This window comes from Leifsonia xyli subsp. cynodontis (assembly GCF_050632205.1).
GTDB lineage: Bacteria > Actinomycetota > Actinomycetes > Actinomycetales > Microbacteriaceae > Leifsonia > Leifsonia xyli_D.
Genome location: NZ_CP192578.1, coordinates 2870651 through 2892736 on the forward strand (window position 1 = coordinate 2870651; position 22086 = coordinate 2892736).

Consider the following 22086-nt stretch of genomic DNA (forward strand, 5'->3'; position numbering starts at 1 on the left):
TTGTTCCTTCTTGCCTGCGGCGTCGCGGGCGGCGGCGCGCTGCTCGACCAAGCCAGCAAAGCCCGCGCCGCCGTCGAACACAGAGATCACCGCATCGCGACTGTGGGCTCATGATCCTGTCGTCGGTACTGCAGGCGATCGGCCTCTTCATGGCCACGAACATTGACGATATCATTGTGCTTTCGCTGTTCTTCGCCCGAGGCTCCGGCCAGCGAGGAACCACAAGCCGCATCCTGATCGGACAGTACCTCGGATTCATCGGCATCCTGAGCGCGTCCGTTCTTGTTGCACTCGGCGCTGGGACATTCCTCCCACCACAGGTCATTCCCTACTTCGGACTAATCCCGCTGGCGTTGGGTCTGCGGGCTGCATGGCAGGCCTGGCGCAAGCGCGAAGACGACGATGACGCAAAGGTCGAGGGTAAGAAGGTCGCTGTGTGGACCGTGGCCGGTGTGACCTTCGCAAACGGCGGCGACAACATCGGCGTCTATGTCCCGGTCTTCCTCAGCGTCGGTCCAGCAGCCACCATTGCATACTGCGTCGTGTTCCTGGTCCTAGTTGCTTCCCTCATTGGCCTAGCCAAGTTCGTCACCACCCGCCGACCGATCGCGGAACTCCTCGAACGATGGGAACACGTCCTGTTCCCCGTCGTCCTCATCGGCCTGGGGATCTTCATCCTCGTGAGCGGCGGCGCTTTCGGCATTCCGACGTAGATCCTAGGTATCCAGTCCCTATCGACCCATCGGGCGACCCGGCCTGCGCGGCTGCCGGCAACCACCGCGAGTTCACTTCACCGACCGCGTCGCCCCCGTCTCACGCGAAGGCAAAAGCTGAATGGAGCCGCGAGCGGCACCTCGTTTTTAGATTGTTCGTCTGCCTGGCCGGTTGATCGTAGTTCGCTCCCGCGGGCTACGTGCCGGGCTTTCGCGGCATATCCTCACTCGCTTCGCTCCCTCCGGTATTCCACGGTCCCGGCACTGCGCCCCGCACCCGCTCACCCTCGATCCCCTTGCCAGACAGGCGAACAAGAACAGTTGAAGGGATCACAGAACCATGAGCGACACACCCACCGCGGGCACCATCGAACACCTCAACCCGCACACCCTCACCCTTGAGGACAACGTGCGCCCCTCCGCACCGATCACCCCGGCGTTCGTGCAGTCAATCAAGGAGAATGGGGTCCTCACCCCCGTACTTGCCCACCGCGACAGCGACGGCCAGGTCACCGTCCGTGCCGGACAGCGTCGAGTCTTCGCCGCCCGCGAAGCAGGACTTACGACCATTCCCGTCTACCTCGTAGACGCCGACGAGGTCCCTTCGGAGCGGATCGTGCAGCAGATGGTCGAGAACGACCAGCGCGAAGCCCTCACCGACAGCGACCGGGCCGCCGCGTTCCAACAACTCGCGTTCGAAGGCCTCTCCGTGACCGCGATCGCGCGACGTACCGGGACGAAGCAGAAGGAAGTCAAGACCGCGTTGGCTGTGGTCGAGACCAGGCTGCGGCGTCCGCGATCCAGGAGCACCAGCTCACCCTGGACCAGGCGGCGGTGCTGATCGAGTTCGACGGCGACGCAGAAATCCGTGCCGATCTGATCCAGGTCGCAACCACCGACCCCGCCCAGTTCGTCCACGCGGCTCAGCGGGCACGCGACGAGAAGGCCCGCGCCAGAACCAAGGCGGACGCGGAAGCAGACCTGGTCGCACGGGGCTACTTGATCCTGGACTCGGACCCCGGTTACTACGACACGGAGTACACCCGAATCAGCGAACTCCTGACCACCGACGACCAACGCGTCACCGCCGAACACATCGAGAACCTGGACGGACGAGCCGCCCACGTCCGGGTCTACGCAGACGGTGACGCCAACATCAGCTACTTCCTCCGGGACGCGAACGCGGCCGGGTTCCACACCTACGGCGGGAGCCAGCCCAAGTCCGGCCCGATGACCGACGAGGAGAAGGCCGAGCGGCGCACACTGATCGCCAACAACAAGGCGTGGGCATCCGCCGAGACCGTCCGCCGCGAATGGCTCGCCACACTCCTCTCCCGCAAGGCCCTCCCCAAGGATGCGGCGGTCGTGATCGCGAAGGGTCTCACCATCCACCGGCAGGCGATCAGCACCGCCACCCGAGACGGGAACGAGCTCGCACACCACCTGCTCGGGCTGGAGCCGTCCGGCTACTTCGGGAACGACAAGCTCGCGGCGCTGATCGAGCAGTCCCCGGCCAAAGCACAGCACGTCGCCCTCGCAGTCGTGCTCGGAGCGTGCGAATCCGTCACCCGCAAACAGACCTGGCGGTACCCGTCGTCCACCGACGCCGACTATTTCACCCTGCTCGCCGGCTGGGGGTACAACCTCAGCGACGTTGAGCAGATCGTGACCGCTGGCGAGTCTGCCAATGCGGAAGGAGACGCAGCTTCGGTCAACGCGGAGCCGAGCGCAGGCGACTGATCACGCTAGACGGAAGCGGGCCCCGCGAACCGGGCCCGCTTCTCGTTCTGAGCGGTCAGGACAGTTCTCTACTTGTCGCCCCGACCGTCGAGGGACCGACGACCGGACCTCCCCGCTGCGCCACCCGGTTGAAGGCCACGAACGGCACACACGCCGTCTCGGCCGTCAGCGCCGCCAGCCGGCCGATCGGCGTGCGCGGATCGGAGGCTATCGCCCATCCATCGACGGCGTACCGGCCAACCGTCTCGATGCACTCCCGCTTCTCCTCCGCCGACGGGCTCGTCGAGCCAACCACCCCGATCAGTCCGCCCTGCAGGTCCGGACCCATGTTTCTCGTGTCGATGATGAATACCCGCATCCTGATCACTCCCCTGGTCGATCGTTTTGTTTGCCTTTCCGGCGGGGAGATCAGTGGCGAGTGGAAGGTGCCGAAGTGCCGGGACCGTGGAATACCGGAGGGAGCGCAGCGAGTGAGGATATGCCGCGAAAGCCCGGCACGGAAGCACCGGGAACGAGCTACGATCGGGCGGCGGAAAGACACACAAACCGTCAAAGGCAGCGCCGCCGGAGGCGGCTCCACGCCTCGTTCAGCCAATAGACGCACGAGCACTTCAGCGGCGACCTCCGACGCCCCTGAGTGCTTATGTCGTGTGAGGTCACCTGCAAGCGATCGACTGTGCTCAACGCCAGTACCATTTCGGGCGCTCGACCACCGCTAACGGAGGGGACGTTCCGGGTCAGCTAGCGATCGTGCTCGCTTGGGCCCTCAAGCACCATCCCGACGGACGTCGCACAGGCGTCGCCCTTCCACGCCTCGAGACCTTCACGAACGGCAAAGATCGCGATGACCTGGGCCACGATCGCGTCTGCCCACCACCAGCCAAAGGCGGTGTTCAAGAGCAGCCCGATCAGGACGGCCGCCGAAAGGTATGTGCAGATCAGTGTCTGCTTCGAGTCGGCGACAGCGGTCGCAGAGCCGAGTTCCCGCCCGGCGCGGCGCTCGACGAGTGAAAGGAAGGGCATGATCACGACGCTGAGTGCAGTGAGAACCATCCCGACAACCGAGTGCTTAACATCGACCGCGCCGACAAGGGAGAGCACCGAATTCACAGTCACGTAGACCGCAAGCGCGAAGAAGGCCACAGCGATAACCCGCAGGGTGCCTTTCTCCCATCTTTCCGGGTCTTTTCGGTGAATTGCCATGCGACTGCCACCGCGGAAAGCACCTCGATGGTGGAGTCCAGGCCGAAGCCGACCAGTGCGGCCGAAGATGCGGCGCTACCTGCGATGATCGCCACGACGGCTTCGACGAGGTTGTACCCGATCGTGACCGAGACGATCCATCGGATCCGACGATGCAAAAGGTCGCGGCGGGAATCAGTGAGTGCGGTTGTCGTCGTCATGCGCAGTTGCACTCCGCACCCTCGCAGCAGCCGGGCTCAATGTAGAGGACCACGCGAAGTAGCTCGTCGAGTGCAGGGGCGATGTGTCCGTCGGCGAGCCGATACCAGGTACGGCGGCCATCTGGGATCGCCTCGACAAGGCCGCAGCCGCGTAGACAGGCCAGCTGATTCGACATGACCTGACGGCTCACGTCTAGGGCATCCGCGAGGTCAGAGGGGTATGCCGGCGCCTCCCGCAGGGCCAGAAGGATGCCCACGCGGGTGGTGTCAGACAGCGCGTGTCCGAAGCGGGCGAGAGCGGCGGTGTGCGTGATGGTCGCCGCCGGTGTAGCGATGCTCATTACATGAGCGTACAGCGAAGCATGAATTAACGCATCGCTGTACTATTCCGTTCTGCGCGGCGGCTCTAGAGACCCGAGTAGGTGTGGAGGCCCTTGAAGAAGACGTTGACGATGCCGAAGTTGAACAGCACCGCCGCGAAGCCGATGATCGCGAGCCAGGCGGAGCGCGATCCGCGCCAGCCGCGGGTCGCTCGGGCGTGGATGTAGCCGGCGTAGATCACCCAGATGATGAAGGTCCAGACCTCCTTGGTGTCCCAGCCCCAATAGCGCCCCCAGGCCGCGGAGGCCCAGATGGCTCCGGCGATCAGCGTGAATGTCCAGGCGATGAAGCCGACGATGTTGATCCGGTAGGCCAGGTTCTCCAGAGCGACAGCACTGGGGAGAGTGGCCAGGAACTTGAACTGTTGCGGACGCGACTCCGCTACCTGCCGCTCACGCCGGTACTGCAGCAATTGCAGCCCGGACAACGCGAACCCGAGAGCGAAGAACGCCGTGCCCAGCACGGCCACGATGATGTGGATCACCAGCCAGTACGACTGCAACGCCGGCTGCAGCGGGACCACCGGGACGTAGTACCGCAGGAGCGCGATCCCCTGGAGCACCAGCACCAGGCCGACGATGAACGTGCCGAGGTACTTGATGTCCCACTTCAGGTTGGCGACCAGGAAGACGCCGATGATGACCAGCGTGCCGGTCATCGAGAACTCCCACATGTTCGCCCACGGGACCCGGGCAGCGGCGATCCCGCGCAACCCTGTTGCCACGAAATGGAACGCGAAGCCCGCGATCGTCAGCCCGAACGCCCAGCGGAGGACGCTGCGGGCAGCACGAGTAGGTGCATCTGTCGAGGACTTTGGGAGATCGGCGGGCTCTTCGCCGATCACGAGCGCGGTGCTCGGCAGTGTCGCCGCAGTGCGCCGCGCGACCACGCTGGGGACGGTCGCTGTCGCGTCGGCTCCGCGTCTGGCCAGGTCGGTGGAGAAGACCACGAAGGAGGCGGTGTACAAGCCCATTGCGACGTAGAGCGCCACTGTCGAGAGCGCGGACAGGACGTCGGTCATGAGCCGGCCACCGCGCTCTGGTCGGCCGAGGCGTCGATGACAGGGCTCTGGGTTCGGCGGTGTTGGAGCGTCGCGACCAGCAAGGCTGCTGCGATGCCGCCGACGGTGAGGACGTCGGCGAGGTTGAAGATGGCGAACCAGCTGATGGAGAAGTAGTCGACGACGGCACCGCTGAGAACTCCGTGCTCGCCGCGGAAGGCGCGGTCGACCATGTTCCCCCAACCGCCACCGACGGCGATCGCCAGCAACACTGTCAGGGTCGGGTTCTCTCCTCGGATCACGCGTCGGACGATCCAGGCAGTGAGGACGGTGAGGATGATGAGGATTCCAGCTGCCAGCAGCGGACCGACTCGGGCGCCGAGTCCGAATGCAGCACCCGGGTTCAGAACCAGGCGAAGGTCCACCGTTGGGATCACCGACGGCATCGGCTGGCCATACGGGAGTGTGAGGATGGCGATGCCCTTGGCTGCTTGGTCTGCGGCGATCGCGAGAAGGCCCGCGGTCAGCGTCCGCAGCGCCAATCGTCGCCGATTCACGACGCGAGCGCTCGTCGTCGCTGAGGCTTGGTTAGTCAACATAGGGTGGTCAGCGCCTTCATCTGTTCGGAGAGCTTCTTGGTGAGGACGTCGGAGCTGGTGCCCGTTGTCGACCCGATGGACTCGGCCTTCAGCACGGGAATGAGTTGGTCGATCGTGTCGACCACGTTCTGAACAGCGGTCTTCTGCTCGCCCACGGGGATTTGGTCAGCGATCGGTCCCAGAATCGTGCGGGCGGCTTTCAGCTGATCGATGGCAGCAGCAGGGTCGAGTACCGCCGACTTCAGGGCGGCATCGATGTCGGCGGCTACCTTGTCGGTGATCGGCGTGACCAAGGAGCAGGCAGCGTTCTGGGCCTGTTTGGATACTGTGTCCCCGATCGAGCAGCCGGAGAGGAAGAGCGGTGCCGTCAGCGCGACCGCTGTCGCGGCGACGAGGACTGGCCGGGTGGGAGTGGACATGGCTTGTCTCGATTCAATGGGTTGGTCGATGACGCTTGATGATCCGGATGAGCGTGTCGATGTCGTCGCTTAGTCCTTCGAGCTCCGCTGCAGAGGCGGTGGGTCTGCGGCGGAAGACCTGAAGTTGAGCGGAAGTCGCGGTTGCGGCCTCTATCAGCTCCCGATAGACAGCCGGTGGGATGGTCTCGTGAGCTTTTGGCGTCTTCCATAACCGCAGCATCTGGCGACGAATGCGGCGATTCCCCAACCTCATCGCCGCCACGCCTTCTCCAGTTCGCTGGCGAACTGCTCTTTGGAGGTCAGTGTGAGCTTCTCACCGTTCAGGAAGAACGTTGGCGTGCCCGCCACCCCCAGCTGGACGCCGTCGGCCTGGTCCTTGGTCACCCGGATCCGGAGCGTCGGGTCGGCGATGTCTTTGTCGTACTGGGTCATGTCCAGGCCAATCGACGCGGCCAGCGATCGCAGCGCAGGCGACTGGTCATCTTGTCGTTCAGCCCACTGCGTTTGTGTCTGGAAGAGCTTGGAGTACATCTCGGTGAACTTGCCTTGGCGGCCGGCTGCCTCGGCGGCCATCGCGGCGTTCATGGCGTTCTTGTGACTAGGGATGGGGAAGTAGCGTGCGATGAATGTGACCCGACCCTTGTACTGCTCGCGCAACTGCTCGACCACCGGGTAGGCGGCCCCGCATGCTTCGCATTCGAAGTCGAGGAATTCGACCACCGTCACCTTGTCCGTGGTCGCTTTCTGCAGGATCCGGCTGTCCGCTCGGGTGACGGCGGGCGCGGCGGCCTGTTGCGACGCCGATTGGGCACGACCGACGAGCACGATGACGATCACGACGATGAACGCGAGCGCGATGATGATTGTGTTGGCCCAGAACCGGATGGAGAGGCGGCGGGTGGGTTGAGGCTGCTGACGTGGCTGTTTCGACATGGCCGGGCTCATCTCGCTCGAGCTCGGAGCCAGGAGTACGGGTCGATCGGTGTTTCCCCGTTCGCCCAAATCTCCAGATGGAGGTGATTGCCGGTGCTGGCACCCGTAGTGCCGACCCGTCCGATGATCTGGCCGGCGACAACGCGGTCTCCGGCGCGGACCTGGAGCGACCCGAATTGCATGTGCGCGTAAAGGCTCGCGAATCGTTCACCATTGACCCGGTGGTCGATGATCACGTTGACGCCGAACCCGACATCGGACTCCTCCGCCGAGCGGACGACGCCGTCGGCGATCGCGCCGATCTTGGTGCCACCGCCGGGGGTCATGTCCAAGCCCTTGTGGTTGCTGGAGCATCCGGAGCAGGGCGCAGAGCGCGACCCATACCCATCGCTGATCGGGACGTCACCGGGGAACGGCCATTGGATGGGCCCAAGCGTGTTGCCAACCAGGGTCCCGGCCGGGTCGGTTCGCGCCGCGGCCGTGAGTTCGGCCTCGGACGTCGCTGCGAGCGTGTCACGGTTGACCGGGACAGGCGCGCCGCCGGTCTCTCCGATTGCTTGTGGTACGCCGGTGACGATAGTGTCGGCCATCGTTTCGAGTGCGCCGTCCGGCTGTACGGCCTCGGCGGGGACGGACGTCGCCACACTCAAGGACATTGCGAATAGGGCTCCTACAAGGGGCAGCAGCAGGGAGCGGCGGGCACGTTGGCCACCGCTACGGGGACGGCGGCGCTGGCGCGGATTCGGGAGGCTCCGTTCGGCCGCGAGGGCTTCGCGGCGAGACCGGGGTTCGATGGGGGTTGGAGTGAAGGTTGCGCGACGAACCGGCCGCGCGCGGCGGGAAAAGGTCATTCGGGGGTTTCCGGACTCGGCCCATTGCGGGCGCGGACAAGGACGACGGGGCACCGACGAGGGTGCGCGCGAGGTCCTCAGGTCCGGCTTATGGCCAGAGATTCCAGAGAAGGCGCAAGGGGTCGCTCAAGCGTCAATGTCGCACCCAGGCGTCGCACGACGAGCGAGAGAGTCAGGCGGTAGTCGCGGCGCAGCAAACTCACGAACAAAGCGAGAGCCAGGGCGGCCGCAGCCAGCCCGAGGACGCACCCCAATACAAGCATCTGGTCGTGAGGGATGCCGTTCTCCGACGAAATGACCGAGGCAGCTGCGGCGTCTCCCACAGATGAAACGGCGTCGTCCACGATTGCAGACGCCGCGGGCCCGGCACCTTCGTCAGCCGGATGTGCCGCCTCGAACATGTGCGCCAGCAACAACGCGAACACGACGGTGAGCGATGCAACGGCGAGGACGACCCAGCGTCGGATTCCTCCGCGATTCAGCGCGCCCACGTCACCTCCACGGTCACAGTTCGATAACGGCCAGCTTTGATGGGAAGCGTAGCAAACGGCGCCTGATGGGCGCATCTGAGTGGTAGCGGCGGTCAGCCGACTCTCAGACGAGGTCCCTACGCTCCGGCAACCATACCAACCAGAAGGGTACGAACCATGAAATGTCCCGTTGACGGCGAGACGCTGCTGCTCTCCGATCGCTCCGGAATCGAGATCGACTACTGCCCAACATGCCGTGGCGTTTGGCTGGATCGCGGGGAGCTCGACAAAATCATCGAACGCTCAGCGAGCCAGAATCCATCAGCGGGTTACGCTAACCCGACCGACCCGCAAGGATGGTCCGACTCGAACCGATCCGGACATCACGGCAAAAGCGGACACGGAAACTCCGGAAACGGTAACTCCGGCCATAACGGCTACAGCAACAAGCGCCGCGGAGGCTGGCTGGGGGATCTCTTCGGCGACTAATCGCCGCCCGGCTGAGCGTGACCAAGGTGCAACAACGCCTGGTCGAAGAACTCGACGACGTGGTCATCGAACAGCCGGTAGGTGATCGAGCGTCCGTCTCGGTCGCCGATCACGAGCTTCGCCTGACGGAGGATGCGCAAGTGGTTCGACAGCGTCGCCTGTCCGATTTCGAGCTCCTCCGCCAGCGCCGTCACACTTGATGGGCTCCGCCGAAGCCGAGCAAGCACGCGCAATCGCGTCGGCGACGCCAGGCCTTGGAAGACCTCCGCCAGCTCGCCGGCGCTCTCGATGTTCAACGTCAGTTCGTCCACGACTCGCTCCTCGACTCTCCATCGTACCGAGAACGGTTCTGATTACGGTTCTCAACTACATTAACTAGTTTACATATGCACATGTATTGACGTAAGGTGGGGCGTGAGGAAAGGAGGTCGGATGGACGGCCACGACCACGGCAGCACAATGGAGCTCTTCGGCGAAGCGGCCAAACGCCATCGCGTTCGCCTGTCGATCGCGTTCGGCATCACCTTCGTCATCCTGATCGCTGAGGTCATCGGCACGATCCTCACCGGCTCCCTGGCGTTGCTCGTCGACGCGGGGCACATGCTCACTGACACGGCGGGACTGGCGATGGCCCTCGTGGCCTCATATCTGAGCACCAAGCCGGCCACGAACAAGCGCACCTGGGGATACCGACGCGCTGAGGTGCTCGCCGCGACCGCGCAGGCAGCAGTCCTCCTCGCCGTTGGCGTGTTCGTGTTGATCGAAGGCGTCCGCCGGCTGTTCGAGCCGCCGGAGATCCCCTCCACCGAACTGTTGATCTTCGGCATCATCGGCCTTCTGGGCAACGTGGCGTCTCTGACCGTCCTGGCCTCCAGCCGAAGCGAGAACTTCAACCTCCGCGCCGCCTTCCTCGAGGTGATGAACGACGCGCTTGGCTCGGTGGCCGTCATCGTCGCTGCAATCCTGATCGGCCTGACCGGATGGGGCGCCGCGGACGCGCTGGCCGGAATGTTCATCGGCGTGCTCATCCTCCCGCGAGCGTTTAAACTGCTCCGGGAAACCACGAGCGTGTTGCTGGAGTCCACACCTCCCGGGCTGGACCTGGACGCGGTCCGCAACCACGTCTTGGAGCTGCCGGAAGTGGTCGACATCCACGACCTGCACGCCACCCAGATCGCGACCGGATTGCCGGTCCTGACAGCGCACGTCATCGTGGAAGCCGATACCTTCGAGAATGGGCGCCTGCCCGAGCTCCTGGACAAGCTTCAGGACTGCGTTGCAAGCCACTTCGACGTCAGCATCGAACATTCCACCTTCCAGTTCGAGCCGCCACAGCACAGCCGCCACGAGCATTCCGCACACGAATAACCCAGGGACCATTGATGACTGCCCCCAGCTCCTCCGCCGACCCCAGCCGTTCCCTGTGGAGGATCCTTGCTCTTTTGGCCGTGGTCGCACTCGCCTTCGTCGCTAACTGCCTCACCGCGCCGCCTGCGGAAGCGCACGACGCCCTCGCAGAATCCAATCCCGCCCAAGGGCAGACTGTCACCGAGAAGTTGGATCAGATCGTGCTGACCTTCAACGAGGCGCCACTGAGCGGCCTACAAGGGGGCATCGTCATTCAGGCAGTCGGGCCGACCGGCCGCGAGGCCACCACCGGCGAACTCCGCATCCAGGACCGGACCCTGTCGCGGACTGTCCTGATGACCGAGCAGGGCGATTACACCGTCTCGTGGCGCACGGTCTCTGCCGACGGGCACCCCATTGACGGGAGCTACACCTTCAGCTACGCCGGTCCCATTCCGGCCTCTCCCACCGCGACGTCGACTCCCACCCCTTCGGCAGCGCCGACCACTTCCGCAGTCGCCTCGCCCACAAGCACCCCGACTGCAGCTAACACGTCATCTGGCGCACCGATCGCATTCGTCGTCGTGATCATCATCGTTGTGCTGCTGCTCGCCGGCGGCGGCCTGTGGCTCGCCACGGAGCTCAACCGTCGCCGCACGACCAAGCCGTAGCTCGGTCAGCGGCGATTCAACCTCGCCAGCCATGCGTTGTAGGCGTCGAGCTCCGCGTCGCCCTCCACATCTTTCCGGCGGTCTGCCGCCTCGGCTTGGCGCGTATCGTCGGAAGCCCACGCGAAGAGCAGGATCAGAACGATGATCAGCGACGGCAGTTCGCCATACGACCACGCCAACGCGCCCGCGATGCGCTGATCAGCAACCGCATCGATGTTCCAGGCCGCCGGCGACTCCGCGAAGAAGCTCACGAGCGGGATAGTCGCCATCATGGCAATCACCCCGAAGAACGCGTGAAGTGGCATCTCGATGAACATGTCCAGCAGGCGTCCGAGGTGCGACTGACGTCGCGGCAATGGGTCTGGAGAGATAAGCGGAATTGTGAAGAGGATGCCAGCGGCCAAGAACACCACCTCGAGTGAAAGGTGCCCGAGCACCGATCCGAGCAGTGTTGATGCCAAGCCGCTGAAATAGAGGCCGTAGAACACCATCAGGAACAGCGGGACCATGAAGCCCGGATGCAGCAACAAGCGCGCAAAACGGGAACGCAGCCCGACGAGGGCAAACCGCCGAATGAATCGCCACTGCCCCCTCGCTGGTGCCGCCTTCAAAAGAAGCTTGCCCGGCGCTCCCAGGATCAGCAGCGGCGGGATCGCCATCATCAACGTGAGCTGCTGAAACATGAACACCGAGAACATGCGGTAGCCGTAACCCTCGAGTCCCGTCCCCGTCAATGCAACCAACACGCCGCAACCAGTCAGGAAGAGCGTGGTGCGCCACCACGGCCACGCGAGCCGCAGCCGGAGCAACCGCCACACACCGCATAGATACGCGAGAGCGAGTACGACGCCCACGATCGGGAGCAGAGGAATCGGTTGTGGGGACCACACCAGGAAGGCCGCCAAGCGCGGCGCCTGGTCGGGCAAGTACGCAGGCCCATCCATCTCAGACCGTCCCCGGACCCGGATCCTCTGATCGAGATTCGACAACCCGCTGGCCCAACACCAACAGGAGCACGAATACGGCGACCGCAGTGATCGCCCACAGCAGCACGGCCCCGATCAGTTGATCAACCGCAGGCGTCACACCCAGCGCGGGCAACGTCACCCCATACCAGGCGGGGAGAACGCCGCCGGGGACGAAAGCAACGACGACCGCGAGCAGGCCCGCTGCCAGAACCACCATCATCGCGATCCCCACCACCTGCACCACTAGTCGCTGTCCAGCGTCGGCCTTACCGAGCAACGACGCAGCGAACAGTGTCGTCACCCCGAACACAACCAAGGTCGTGAACGCTCGACCCACAGGATCCTGCACCGCCCAACCCAGCCACGGCGAGAGAAGCACGGTACCGAGGAACACGACCAGAGCACCCGCCGACATCCACGGCGCCCTCAGGGGCAATTCGATCGCTCGGCTCCCGAGCACCCACCTCGTCCACTCGCGCGCGCCGAGGCTACCGTCCCCTCGGAGCCGTACTACGGTCTCAAGCAACCGAATCGGTTGCGCTGCGACGACAAGAACCGCAGCGAGAACTCCGCCTAACACAAGCAATGCCGTGTACGCCGTGAACGAGAACGTTGCATACGCCCCGGGGAGCGAACAGAACGCGAACACGATGACAACGGCGGCGCCGACCCCGGCGAGCGTACGCGACCGCGGCCATCCGCCGTTTCGCTGTGCCGCGAACACACCGTAGAGGTAAGAGCCGAGGCCGAGCAGCACGACGAGGACAGCCGCGGCGTCGAACACCCACGTGTCAACGAGCCGTGCGATTCCCGGCGCCGGTGGTATCCGGTCACCCGTGAGCTGCTCAGCCTTCGTCGCCAACAGGATCTGACCACCAGGGGTCTCCGTCCGAGACAACGTTGCTCCTGCTCCCATCGCCACGCCCAAGACCAGCAACTCCCAGAGCACGAGTGATCCGAATACGAGCCGGCGCCGCAGCGCGGGCATGTCCGTGGAACCGAAGCGGCGAATCACCCACGTACGCTGTGCCCACCCGAACCCGACCAGCAGTAGGAGAGCGACGATCTTCAAAGACAGCAGCCGACCGTAATCCGTCGTGAGGAGCTGTACCGGATGCGACAAACGGACGAGTGCGCCCGCCATCCCGGAGATGGTCACGGCGCACAATCCCGCAAACGCAATCGCCGAGAAGCGACGCACCAACGGCACGAACGCGCGCTCGTCGAAAGCCGCAGCGTAGGTCACCGCGGCCAAACCACCAACCCACACCGCCGCTCCCGCGACATGCAGCCAGAGCGCGACCGTCGCGGCCACGTGGTTCCCAGCGCCAGCGGCATGGCCCTGAAGCGCCAGTGGAACAAGCGCAACCAATGCCAAGACGAGAGCTGCGGCCACACCTGTCTGCCCACGGGCCGCGAACGTCAGGACACTGATCGTCGCGGTCATCAGGATCGTAGCTAGCCAACCCTGGCCGACCGCAATCTGCGTGAAGAACTGCGCAAGGCTGGAACCGAGCATGTTCGCCTCAACCGGCCCTGTCAGGCTGATCGACGTCATGACTGCTGCAACACAGCTTGCGACCAGCCAAGCGGCAGAACACCAGGGTGCCGCATCCAGGAGCCTGTCCCATGCCCTCAACCCGACGGGCACGCAGACGGCTGCAACTACCAGCGCGCCAATCGTGGCCGCGGCCGCTAGATCGACGACAACTTTCATAGCCGGCAAGCCGTATGTCACAAGCGGCCCCGGGTTGAAGATCGACCCGTCCGGCCGGACCGTCAGCATCGCCAGTGCCAGCGCAGCAACCACGGCCGCGATGATAAGAGAGGCAAGCGCGAATAGCGCACTCCGCGTCGAGCCTGATCTCGTCGACGTTGCGCCGGTCACGACGGATCCTGCTTACCAGCCAGCTCGGAACCGGCCGTCGACCCGCGCTGGGAGCGCTCCCACTTGTCCTCATGTGCGTGGGCGGCACGTTCGCGCTGATCGGCGCGGAGAATCGCGCGCAGCGCGAACCAGAAAATGAGTCCCACCAGCACCGTTGGCGTCAGAGACCACAGAGCATTAGTCCAATAATCGTCCATCTTCACCTTCACAAACCATCGAGTACGCGGCTCGCCGAACGTGGGCGTGCGCCTGCAGAATCGCGGAACGGAAGGTGATCAGATTCGAAGTATGCCCAGCAGGCCCAACCGTGACGGCGCCGTCGGCGACTCGTGTTGTGGAATGGCGACCGCGGGTGGCGCCGGGTGCGCGGTCTCGAGAAGTGTCTCAACCGCGACCGTCGAATCGTGAACCGGGGTGGCAGCACCGGCCGTGGCGCACAGTGCCGCACAGAATTCGGCACCGCTGTTATCGGGATTCGTGTCGCCTACGCCCACCTGCTGTGACCACGAAGCGCTCAGGTTCACGTGTGCAGCATCGGAACAGTGTCCGAACCCGATGCCGGCGAGCACCGCAGCGACGAGAACGAGAAAGAAGACGGGCACGACACGCACGCTGTGCAGCGCTCCACTCATCCGACCTCCCCTGTTGGACTCAGCGTATCCACTCGAACTGTGAGAGATCCTGCGCAGCCCTCACTTCAGCAGTCCGGGTCGACGCGAACTCTGCTCTTGCCACACCGGAAGCGCGAACACATGATGTGACCCATGACCGATCGTGGCTCACTGAGCCAACCGGGGAGTGCCCCGACAGACGATGCACGCCGCACGTTGTGGCGGCACATCGGCACCCCGGCAGCTATTTACGGGACGATCGTCTACGCGAGCGTCGTTGCTGCTACGTCGATTGGGCTCAAGAAGTCAAGTTCAGCGTGGCAGGTGCTCATTTTCGCCGTCGTCACCGTAATCGTTTTCTGGGTGGCCCACGTCTATTCGACTGCACTCGGGTCCCACGGCCACGCTGACCACATCAGGGACCGGATACGTGATTCGATCGGACAATCGCTGAAGGAATCGAGCGGGATGCTTGAGGCGGCCATCATCCCATCTATCCCGCTACTGCTGGCGGCGTTCGGTGCGATGCCGGTCGATGCCGGAATATCAGTCGCCCTCTGGTTCGCCGTTGTCATGCTTGCGCTACTGGGCTACCTCGTCCTCTGGCTTCGCTCTCGACCATGGTGGGCCTGCGTAGCCGCAGCACTGACAAGCGCTCTCTTCGGTCTCCTGGTGATCTTGCTCAAGACAGCGTTGTATTGATCAGTAGCTGAGTCGGACGGCTTTGGCGTCGCCACTCTGATCGGCTTCACCTGCGATCTGAGCACCCCCACTCAAGTGTTCAGACGTCCGCTGCGCCCCTCCGCCCCGATCACCCCCGCGTTCGTGCAGTCGATCAAGGAGAATGGGGTCCTCACCCCCGTACTTGCCCACCGCGACAGCGACGGCCAGGTCACCGTCCGTGCCGGACAGCGTCGAGTCTTCGCCGCCCGCGAAGCAGGACTTACGACCATTCCCGTCTACCTGGTCGATGCTCACGGCGTGGCGGCGGAGCGGATCGTGCAGCAGATGGTCGAGAACGACCAGCGCGAAACCCTCACCGACAGCGACCGGGCCGCCGCGTTCCAAGGCTACGAATGGCACACACGCCGTCTCGGCCGTCAGCGCCGCCAGCCGGCCGATCGGCGTGCGCGGATCGGAGGCTATCGCCCATCCATCGACGGCGTACCGGCCAACCGTCTCGATGCACTCCCGCTTCTCCTCCGCCGACGGGCTCGTCGAGCCAACCACCCCGATCAGTCCGCCCTGCAGGTCCGGACCCATGTTTCTCGTGTCGATGATGAATACCCGCATCCTGATCACTCCCCTGGTCGATCGTTTTGTTTGCCTTTCCGGCGGGGAGATCAGTGGCGAGTGGAAGGTGCCGAAGTGCCGGGACCGTGGAATACCGGAGGGAGCGCAGCGAGTGAGGATATGCCGCGAAAGCCCGGCACGGAAGCACCGGGAACGAGCTACGATCGGGCGGCGGAAAGACACACAAACCGTCAAAGGCAGCGCCGCCGGAGGCGGCTCCTCCCGTCGTTGCCTGAGCGGTATCGCACGACGGGGCCGTCCAGTCGATCTCCGACGCCCGTCACCGACTTATTTCTTCGAGATCGGCTGGTCACAACGGCGCCGGTCGACCACCGAGGCGCGAGTATCCCACGGGCGAGCGCGCTGACAACCGACTGGGGGGAGGCGGCGTCAGATGCGACGGCACCATACCCGGAGGTTCGCTAAGAATCCACCAAGATCAGGGCCGCCATGTGAGCTGCCAGCCTTAGTTGACCTGGATTAGCGGACTTCCGAAAGAGTTCGCGTTCTCCATCAGGGGTGCGCGAGCGCATTCGCGACCGCGGTCTGCGCCTGGGCGTGCGTGCCCAGCCCGTGCGCGGCGAGATAATGCTCCGCATCTAGGGCGGCAGCGCAGCCGGTGCCCGCGGCTGTGATGGCCTGCCGGTACCGACGGTCGACGAGGTCGCCGCACGCGAACACGCCGGGCAGGTTCGTCTCGGTGGTCGGATGCTGAACCTTCACGTAACCGTCGGCGTCCAGATCGATCTGACCCGCGACCAATGCGCTGCGCGGGTCGTGACCGATCGCCACGAACAGGCCGGTCGCATCCAGGGTGCCCGGCTCGCCCGTGACGGTGTTGCGAACCGTGAGCCCGTTCAGCTTGTCGTCACCGTGGGCTTCGGCGATCTGGGTGTTCCAGCGGATGGTGATCTTGGGGTTCTCTTGCGCCCGATCCTGCATGATCTTCGATGCGCGCAAGGCATCACGCCGGTGGATGAGGGTTACCGAGTTGGCGAACCGGGTGAGGAACATGGCCTCCTCCAGCGCCGAGTCGCCGCCGCCGGCGACCGCGATGTCCTGATTCTTGAAGAACGCGCCGTCGCAGGTGGCGCACCACGATATCCCGTACCCGGAGAGCCGATCCTCTCCCTCGATGCCGAGCTTGCGGTGCGCCGACCCCATCGCAAGGACCACGACGTGTGCCTCATACACGGTTCCGCTTCCGGTGGAGATCGACTTGATGTCGCCGGTCAGGTCGACGGCGGTCGCATCATCGTAGACGAGGCGAGCGCCGAAGCGCTCGGCCTGCTGGCGCAGGTTCTCCATCAGGTCCGGGCCCTGGATGCCGTCGATGAAGCCGGGGAAGTTCTCGACCTCGGTGGTGTTCATCAGCGCACCGCCGATCTCGACCGAGCTGGTCAGCACGATCGGGTCAAGGCCGGCGCGGGCCAGATAGATCGCGGCCGTGTACCCGGCGGGGCCAGAGCCGATGACGACAACGTTTTCGACGCTCACGCGGGCGTCACCTCCAGACTCGTCAGCAGCTCGCGCACGTGCTGCTCCACCTCGTCGCGGATGACGCGGACCTGCTCGATGGACTGGCCTTGCGGGTCTTGCAGTTCCCAGTCCTGGTAGCGCTTGCCGGGGTAGATCGGGCAGGCGTCGCCGCAGCCCATTGTGATGACGACGTCCGCGGCCTGAACGACGTCGTCGGTCAGCGGCTTGGGGAACTCGCGGCTCATATCCAATCCCATCTCGGTCATCGCCTCGACCACGGCCGGGTTCAGCTCATGGGCGGGCATCGACCCGGCGGAGCGGACGTGGATGCGGCCGCCGGAGAGCGCCTCGGTGAGGACGGCGGCCATCTGGGAGCGGCCGGCGTTCTGCTCGCACACGAACAGCACCTCGGGCCAGATCACCGGCAGGGCGCCCTTGGCTTGGGCGAGCGCGGTCAGGCGTTCGGTCGCGAAGTGAATGGTGCGGGTCGCCAGGTGCGCCTTCACGGTCGCGGTGCGCAGCAGCGCCGTGTACGACTCCAGCACGTACCGTTCGACGGTCTCCCGGTTGAAGATCCCCTCGAACTTGGCCGCCAGATCGTCGGCGAGACGGCGCAGATACTGTTCCGGGTAGGCGAGTTCCGGCTGGGCTCGGCGCCCCGTCGCGTCGATGGTCATGAGCGTCACACCGCCGCTGGGAGGAGCTCGGCGAGCAGGTTCTGGACGCGCTGCTTGATATCGTCGCGGATCGGACGGACCTCGTCCACAGGACGCCCGGCCGGGTCGGTGAGCTCCCAGTCCTCGTAGCGCTTCCCGGGGAAGATCGGGCACGTGTCGCCGCAGCCCATGGTGATGACGACGTCGGACTCCTTGACCGCCTCAGTGGTGAGGATCTTCGGCTGCTCGCCCGCGATGTCGATGCCCTCCTCGGCCATGACCTGCACGGCGACCGGGTTGATCTGGTCTTTCGGCTCGGAGCCGGCGGAGAGGACCTCGACGCGGTTTCCGGAGAGCTCGCGCATGTACCCGGCGGCCATCTGGGAGCGGCCGGCGTTGTGGATGCAGACGAACAGGACGGTGGGCTTGGTGTCAGTCATGGTTCTCCTCGGTTCTCAACGATCTTCGTTAAGCATAGATGTAGGTCAATGCTTTTTCCAGTCGTCTATCGCCGAATTCGGCAATCGTTCACTTTTCGATCCGCTCGAGAAGGTCGCGGACGCGACCCTCGATGTCGTTTCGGATCTCGCGGACGCGGGCGATCGGTTGCCCGACGGGGTCGGGGATGTCCCAGTCCAGGTACTCGCGGCCGGGGTAGATGGGGCAGGCGTCGCCGCAGCCCATAGTGATCACGTAGTCGGCCGCGCGGACCGCTTCGTCGGTGAGCGGCTTGGGGAATTCGCCGCCGAGCGGGGTGCCGATCTCGTCCAGCACCGTGACGATCGTCGAGCGCACCGCCTCCGCCGGCTCCGAGCCGGCTGTACGGACGATGACCCGGTCGCCGGCGAGCTGGCGCAGGATCGCCGAGGCGAGCTGGGAGCGGCCGGCGTTCTGCACACAGACGAACAGCACCTCCGGCACGGTGTGGATGGTTTCGTCGGCCCGTAGGAGCGCATCGAGCCGATCGATCGTGAAGCTGCTGGTCTGCGACGCTCGGGTCGGATGCGATCCGTCGCGCTCACCGAGCATCCGGTAGCTGTCGTGGACATACGAATTGACGGTCTCCGGCGCTAACACCCCTCGGTACCGCGCCGTCAGGTCGGCGACGATGCGCTCCAGCGCGGGTGTGTCATCGCGTGTCTCGCCGTCTCGGACCAGGTCGGCGACGCGGTCAAGCTGGGAGGGTGTGATCGAGTACCACGCGGTCCGGCCGATCTGTTCGCGCTCGACCAGGCCCTCGTTCTTGAGCATCCGCAGGTGGTGCGAGACGGTGGGCTGGGTGAGGCCGAGGGCTTCGGCCATTCGGGTCACCGAGCCTCTGCCTTCCTCTGAGTCGAGAATGATCCGCAGCAGAGCCGCACGCGTCGGATCGCTGATGCGCTTGAGGCTTTGCAGTCCGGTGACGTTGGCGACACTCATAGACGTGAGTCTATGCGCCTTGCCGCCCAGCCGTGTCCGGTGCGCCGTCATCCTCGTCGAGCAGCATCCCGACCGAGGTCGCACATGCATCGCCCTTCCATGCTTCGATGCCCTCACGGGCGGCGAAGAAGGCGATGACGAGACCTGCGATCGGGTCTGCCCACCACCAGCCGAGAAGGCTGTTCACGAGCAAGCCGACCAGCACAGCGGCGGAGAGATATGTGCAGATCAGCGTCTGTTTGGAGTCCGCCACGGCCGTCGCCGACCCGAGTTCTCGCCCGGCGCAGCGCTCGGCGTAGGAGAGGAACGGCATGACGACAACGCTCAGTGCGGTCAGGACGATCCCGACCGGAGAGTGCTGGACGTCGATCCGCCCAACGAGCGAAAGTACTGAGCTGAGGGTCACGTAGACGGCGAGCGCGAAGAACGCGAGGGCGATGACGCGCAGGGTCGGCTTCTCCCAGCGCTCGGGGTCGCGGCGAGTGAACTGCCATGCGACGGCAGCCGCCGAGAGCACCTCGATGGTCGAGTCGAGGCCGAAGCCAATCAGGGCCGTCGAGGAGGCAGCGCTGCCAGCAGCAATCGCCACAACGGCTTCGATGAGGTTGTAGCCGATGGTTGCTGCGACGATCCATCGAATGCGGCGCTGAAGAACCAGAGCCCGGTCGGCGGAGGCGGCCACGGTCATGCGCACTGACACTCCTCCCCATCGCAGCATCCGGGTTCCACGAACAAGGTCACCCGCAGGAGCTCGTCCAGCGCGGGCGCGATATGACCGTCGGCGAGCCGGTACCAGGTGCGTCGACCTTCGGGGATGGCCTCCACCAGACCGCAACCGCGCAGACACGCGAGCTGGTTCGACATCACCTGGCGGGACACCCCAAGTGCTTCGGCGAGATCGGACGGAAAGGCGGGCGCTTCCCGCAGTGCGAGCAGGATGCCGACCCGGTGGGGTCGGAGAGTGCATGCCCGAACCGCGCGAGAGCGGCAGTGTGCGTGACGGTGGCGGCCGGTGCGAGTGTCGTCATCGCTCGACCTCAGTGAGTGAGAGCGAAGGCGGTCAGCTGCTCCGCCGTCCCCGAGACGATCAGTCGGAGATCGTCGTGCGTGTCATCGATGTCCCAGTCGACGAACGCACAACAGGACTGTTCGGCGGTCACGAGGTCGCGCAGCTCCGCAAGGGAAGTGTCGTTCTTGACGTAGCCGACGGTGATGTTGCCGTCGCCGTTCTCACGACTGATGCCGTACCGCTCATCGAAGTCGTGCCAGCGTTTCACTTGTTCCCTGCCAGTGCTGGGAGACAGTGTGCAAGCGATCGGGAGTCCGTTGAGGGGGCCGACATGCGTCATGTTCTGATGATACAGCGATTGCTGTACTAACGGAACGTTCGCACGCGGCCACCCACGCGTCAGCCCGCTAGGAGCAGCACGAGGACCCGCTCGCGCCGGTCGAACAGACACCTGTGGCCGGGAGCACGAGTTGCACGTTGCGTGCCGACGCGATGTCGCCGGCGAGGTAGGCGGTGATGGATCGGACCTGCTCGTATCCGGTGGCGAGGAGGAACGTCGGGGCGCGTCCGTAGGACTTCATCCCGGCGAGGAAGAAGTTCGGTTCCGGCTGCTCCAGCTCGGCGAACCCGTGGGGCTCGACCGTGCCGCAGGAGTGGATGTTGGGGTCGATCAGCGGCGCCAGCCGGACGGGAGCCTCCACGATCTCGTCCAGGTCGAGCCGGATCTCGCGCAGCATGTCCAGGTCGGGCCGGAAGCCTGTCGCGTTCACCACGATGTCGGTGTCGTGCTCGACGAGCTCGCCCGCTCGCTGGCCGATCAGCTTGACGCCGTTCTCGGTTGCGGCGAGGCGGAGGATTTCGAACCGGTCGAGCTGCTGGATGGCGCCGGTACCGATGAGGCGGTCGACGCGCTTGCCGATGGCGGCGCGCTCGATCAGCTGGTCGTTATCCGAAGTGGCGACCCGGACGGCGCTGGCGTTGCGGATGAGCCAGGTGATCTGCGTCTCCGGCACCTCGCGCTTGAGGGCGGCGAGGTTCAGGAGGGTGTTCGCTGCGGAGTGGCCCGCGCCCACGACGGTGACGCGCTTGCCGGCGAACCGGTCGCGCTCGCGCCCAATCACATCCGGCAGAGCGTGCGAGACGTGCCCGGCGACCGACGGCAGTCCGAGGGGTCCAGCCCGGACGAGGCCAGACTGTTCGGGGTCAGGTAGGTGCCGGACGCGTCGATGACGGCGCGGGCCGTGACCTCCCGCACGCCGTCCGCATCGCTGATGCGGAGCAGGAACGGGGTGTCGTCGCGGCCGGTGCTGCGGGTGCGGTCCATGCCCTCGCGACTGACATCGGTGACCGTGACGCCGTAACGGATGTGCGGACGGATCGAGTCGAGTGCAGCCAGCGGCGCCAGGTAGTCATCCAGGAATTGGCCGCCGGTGGGCAGCTTCTTCTCGTCGGGACTCGCCCACCCTGTTTCAGCCAGGAGCCGGGCTGCGGCCGGGTCGACGAGCATCTTCCAGGGCGAGAAGAAGCGGATGTGCGCCCACTGGGAGACGGTGTGACCGGACGCGTCGCCGGTCTCGTAGATCTCGAACGGGATGCCGCGTTCGATCAGGTGGGCGGCGGCCGCGAGCCCGATCGGCCCGGCGCCGATGATCGCCACCGGGAGCCCGTCGAGGCGGCTGCTGCGGACCGTGGGTACGGTCAGGTCGACGAGGGTCATCCGTCATTCTCCATTCATCGAAGGTTTTCG

Annotated in this window: 29 protein-coding genes and 2 pseudogenes; 8 read left to right on the top strand and 23 right to left on the bottom strand. The window is 65.1% G+C overall.

The window, feature by feature from the left end:
* Positions 1-110 precede the first annotated feature (110 nt).
* The 3 genes from ACQ86M_RS14230 (at position 111) to ACQ86M_RS14240 (ending at position 2453) form a co-directional block, all read left to right on the top strand.
* Entirely contained in the window at positions 111-713 is a 603-nt protein-coding gene (locus ACQ86M_RS14230; protein ID WP_175338578.1) for a cadmium resistance transporter, read from the top strand.
* Between the two features lie 340 nt (positions 714-1053).
* Complete coding sequence (locus ACQ86M_RS14235) at positions 1054-1554, top strand: ParB/RepB/Spo0J family partition protein (RefSeq protein ID WP_185275386.1); 501 nt, start codon at positions 1054-1056, stop codon at positions 1552-1554.
* On the top strand, positions 1548-2453 hold the full coding sequence (locus ACQ86M_RS14240; RefSeq protein ID WP_175339309.1) for a hypothetical protein: 906 nt from the start codon (positions 1548-1550) through the stop codon (positions 2451-2453). Before ACQ86M_RS14235 ends, ACQ86M_RS14240 begins: the two co-directional genes overlap by 7 nt.
* A gap of 55 nt (positions 2454-2508) precedes the next feature.
* Here the strand turns inward: ACQ86M_RS14240 and ACQ86M_RS14245 are convergent, their stop codons facing one another.
* The 9 genes and pseudogenes from ACQ86M_RS14245 to ACQ86M_RS14285 form a co-directional block, all read right to left on the bottom strand.
* Positions 2509-2811, bottom strand: a complete 303-nt coding sequence (locus ACQ86M_RS14245) for a hypothetical protein (RefSeq protein WP_185275387.1) — start codon at positions 2809-2811, stop codon at positions 2509-2511.
* Positions 2812-3194: 383 nt separating this feature from the next.
* Positions 3195-3856: pseudogene (locus ACQ86M_RS14250) on the bottom strand (cation transporter).
* A complete protein-coding gene (locus tag ACQ86M_RS14255; RefSeq protein WP_175339284.1) occupies positions 3853-4197 on the bottom strand; it encodes an ArsR/SmtB family transcription factor in 345 nt (114 codons plus the stop codon). Before ACQ86M_RS14255 ends, ACQ86M_RS14250 begins: the two are co-directional and overlap by 4 nt.
* A gap of 65 nt (positions 4198-4262) precedes the next feature.
* On the bottom strand, positions 4263-5258 hold the full coding sequence (gene ccsB, locus ACQ86M_RS14260) for a c-type cytochrome biogenesis protein CcsB (protein WP_175339285.1): 996 nt from the start codon (positions 5256-5258) through the stop codon (positions 4263-4265).
* Positions 5255-5779, bottom strand: coding sequence for a signal peptidase II (locus ACQ86M_RS14265; protein ID WP_175339286.1), 525 nt, complete (start codon positions 5777-5779; stop codon positions 5255-5257). The genes ccsB and ACQ86M_RS14265 overlap by 4 nt, the downstream gene beginning before the upstream one ends.
* A gap of 50 nt (positions 5780-5829) precedes the next feature.
* Positions 5830-6255, bottom strand: a complete 426-nt coding sequence (locus tag ACQ86M_RS14270) for a hypothetical protein (protein ID WP_175339287.1) — start codon at positions 6253-6255, stop codon at positions 5830-5832.
* 249 nt (positions 6256-6504) lie between these two features.
* Positions 6505-7188, bottom strand: coding sequence for a DsbA family protein (locus ACQ86M_RS14275; protein ID WP_175339288.1), 684 nt, complete (start codon positions 7186-7188; stop codon positions 6505-6507).
* Between the two features lie 8 nt (positions 7189-7196).
* Positions 7197-7844: a M23 family metallopeptidase gene (locus tag ACQ86M_RS14280; protein WP_175339289.1), complete on the bottom strand. Its 648-nt coding sequence runs from the start codon at positions 7842-7844 to the stop codon at positions 7197-7199.
* Between the two features lie 272 nt (positions 7845-8116).
* A complete protein-coding gene (locus ACQ86M_RS14285) occupies positions 8117-8530 on the bottom strand; it encodes a hypothetical protein (RefSeq protein WP_175339290.1) in 414 nt (137 codons plus the stop codon).
* A 156-nt stretch (positions 8531-8686) separates the two neighbouring features.
* On the opposite strand from ACQ86M_RS14285, the gene ACQ86M_RS14290 reads away from it, so the two are divergent.
* Positions 8687-8998, top strand: coding sequence for a zf-TFIIB domain-containing protein (locus ACQ86M_RS14290; RefSeq protein ID WP_175339291.1), 312 nt, complete (start codon positions 8687-8689; stop codon positions 8996-8998).
* On the opposite strand, the gene ACQ86M_RS14295 is transcribed toward ACQ86M_RS14290, so the two are convergent.
* Positions 8995-9309, bottom strand: a complete 315-nt coding sequence (locus tag ACQ86M_RS14295) for an ArsR/SmtB family transcription factor (protein ID WP_258045883.1) — start codon at positions 9307-9309, stop codon at positions 8995-8997. The two genes, ACQ86M_RS14290 and ACQ86M_RS14295, sit on opposite strands and share 4 nt — an antisense overlap.
* 121 nt (positions 9310-9430) lie before the next feature.
* Between ACQ86M_RS14295 and ACQ86M_RS14300 the strand changes: the two genes are divergently transcribed.
* Together ACQ86M_RS14300 and ACQ86M_RS14305 are read left to right on the top strand one after the other, a co-directional pair.
* A complete protein-coding gene (locus tag ACQ86M_RS14300) occupies positions 9431-10366 on the top strand; it encodes a cation diffusion facilitator family transporter (protein ID WP_175339292.1) in 936 nt (311 codons plus the stop codon).
* 80 nt (positions 10367-10446) lie between these two features.
* On the top strand, positions 10447-11016 hold the full coding sequence (locus ACQ86M_RS14305) for a copper resistance CopC family protein (protein WP_185275390.1): 570 nt from the start codon (positions 10447-10449) through the stop codon (positions 11014-11016).
* 5 nt (positions 11017-11021) lie between these two features.
* Here the strand turns inward: ACQ86M_RS14305 and ACQ86M_RS14310 are convergent, their stop codons facing one another.
* From ACQ86M_RS14310 to ACQ86M_RS14325, 4 genes are all read right to left on the bottom strand, one after another.
* The gene (locus ACQ86M_RS14310) at positions 11022-11870 is read right to left on the bottom strand and encodes a cytochrome c oxidase assembly protein (RefSeq protein ID WP_431219305.1); all 849 of its coding nucleotides are present in this window, start codon (positions 11868-11870) and stop codon (positions 11022-11024) included.
* Between the two features lie 91 nt (positions 11871-11961).
* Complete coding sequence (locus tag ACQ86M_RS14315) at positions 11962-13872, bottom strand: cytochrome c oxidase assembly protein (RefSeq protein ID WP_175339295.1); 1911 nt, start codon at positions 13870-13872, stop codon at positions 11962-11964.
* Complete coding sequence (locus ACQ86M_RS14320; RefSeq protein ID WP_175339299.1) at positions 13869-14069, bottom strand: hypothetical protein; 201 nt, start codon at positions 14067-14069, stop codon at positions 13869-13871. Before ACQ86M_RS14320 ends, ACQ86M_RS14315 begins: the two co-directional genes overlap by 4 nt.
* A 78-nt stretch (positions 14070-14147) precedes the next feature.
* Positions 14148-14504 (bottom strand): hypothetical protein, encoded by a 357-nt coding sequence (locus tag ACQ86M_RS14325; protein WP_175339296.1) that lies wholly within the window; start codon positions 14502-14504, stop codon positions 14148-14150.
* A gap of 132 nt (positions 14505-14636) precedes the next feature.
* Here ACQ86M_RS14325 and ACQ86M_RS14330 point away from each other — a divergent pair, with 132 nt between their 5' ends.
* Together ACQ86M_RS14330 and ACQ86M_RS14335 are read left to right on the top strand one after the other, a co-directional pair.
* The gene (locus tag ACQ86M_RS14330) at positions 14637-15185 is read left to right on the top strand and encodes a hypothetical protein (RefSeq protein ID WP_175339297.1); all 549 of its coding nucleotides are present in this window, start codon (positions 14637-14639) and stop codon (positions 15183-15185) included.
* A 123-nt stretch (positions 15186-15308) separates the two neighbouring features.
* Complete coding sequence (locus ACQ86M_RS14335) at positions 15309-16202, top strand: ParB/RepB/Spo0J family partition protein (RefSeq protein WP_258045884.1); 894 nt, start codon at positions 15309-15311, stop codon at positions 16200-16202.
* 87 nt (positions 16203-16289) lie between these two features.
* Here the strand turns inward: ACQ86M_RS14335 and trxB are convergent, their stop codons facing one another.
* From trxB to ACQ86M_RS14380, 9 genes and pseudogenes are all read right to left on the bottom strand, one after another.
* On the bottom strand, positions 16290-17273 hold the full coding sequence (trxB, locus tag ACQ86M_RS14340) for a thioredoxin-disulfide reductase (RefSeq protein ID WP_175337870.1): 984 nt from the start codon (positions 17271-17273) through the stop codon (positions 16290-16292).
* The gene (locus tag ACQ86M_RS14345) at positions 17270-17932 is read right to left on the bottom strand and encodes an arsenate reductase ArsC (protein ID WP_175338008.1); all 663 of its coding nucleotides are present in this window, start codon (positions 17930-17932) and stop codon (positions 17270-17272) included. The genes trxB and ACQ86M_RS14345 overlap by 4 nt, the downstream gene beginning before the upstream one ends.
* A gap of 5 nt (positions 17933-17937) precedes the next feature.
* Complete coding sequence (locus tag ACQ86M_RS14350) at positions 17938-18351, bottom strand: arsenate reductase ArsC (RefSeq protein ID WP_175337871.1); 414 nt, start codon at positions 18349-18351, stop codon at positions 17938-17940.
* Positions 18352-18439: 88 nt separating this feature from the next.
* Positions 18440-19381 (bottom strand): metalloregulator ArsR/SmtB family transcription factor, encoded by a 942-nt coding sequence (locus tag ACQ86M_RS14355; RefSeq protein ID WP_431245943.1) that lies wholly within the window; start codon positions 19379-19381, stop codon positions 18440-18442.
* Positions 19341-20018: a cation transporter gene (locus ACQ86M_RS14360; RefSeq protein WP_175337873.1), complete on the bottom strand. Its 678-nt coding sequence runs from the start codon at positions 20016-20018 to the stop codon at positions 19341-19343. The genes ACQ86M_RS14355 and ACQ86M_RS14360 overlap by 41 nt, the downstream gene beginning before the upstream one ends.
* A pseudogene (locus ACQ86M_RS14365) lies at positions 20015-20358 on the bottom strand (ArsR/SmtB family transcription factor). Before ACQ86M_RS14365 ends, ACQ86M_RS14360 begins: the two are co-directional and overlap by 4 nt.
* Positions 20359-20367: 9 nt before the next feature.
* Complete coding sequence (locus ACQ86M_RS14370) at positions 20368-20607, bottom strand: hypothetical protein (RefSeq protein WP_175337874.1); 240 nt, start codon at positions 20605-20607, stop codon at positions 20368-20370.
* 139 nt (positions 20608-20746) lie between these two features.
* Positions 20747-21460: an NAD(P)-binding domain-containing protein gene (locus ACQ86M_RS14375; protein WP_431219314.1), complete on the bottom strand. Its 714-nt coding sequence runs from the start codon at positions 21458-21460 to the stop codon at positions 20747-20749.
* Entirely contained in the window at positions 21457-22056 is a 600-nt protein-coding gene (locus ACQ86M_RS14380; protein ID WP_431219315.1) for an NAD(P)-binding domain-containing protein, read from the bottom strand. The genes ACQ86M_RS14375 and ACQ86M_RS14380 overlap by 4 nt, the downstream gene beginning before the upstream one ends.
* Positions 22057-22086: the final 30 nt, after the last annotated feature.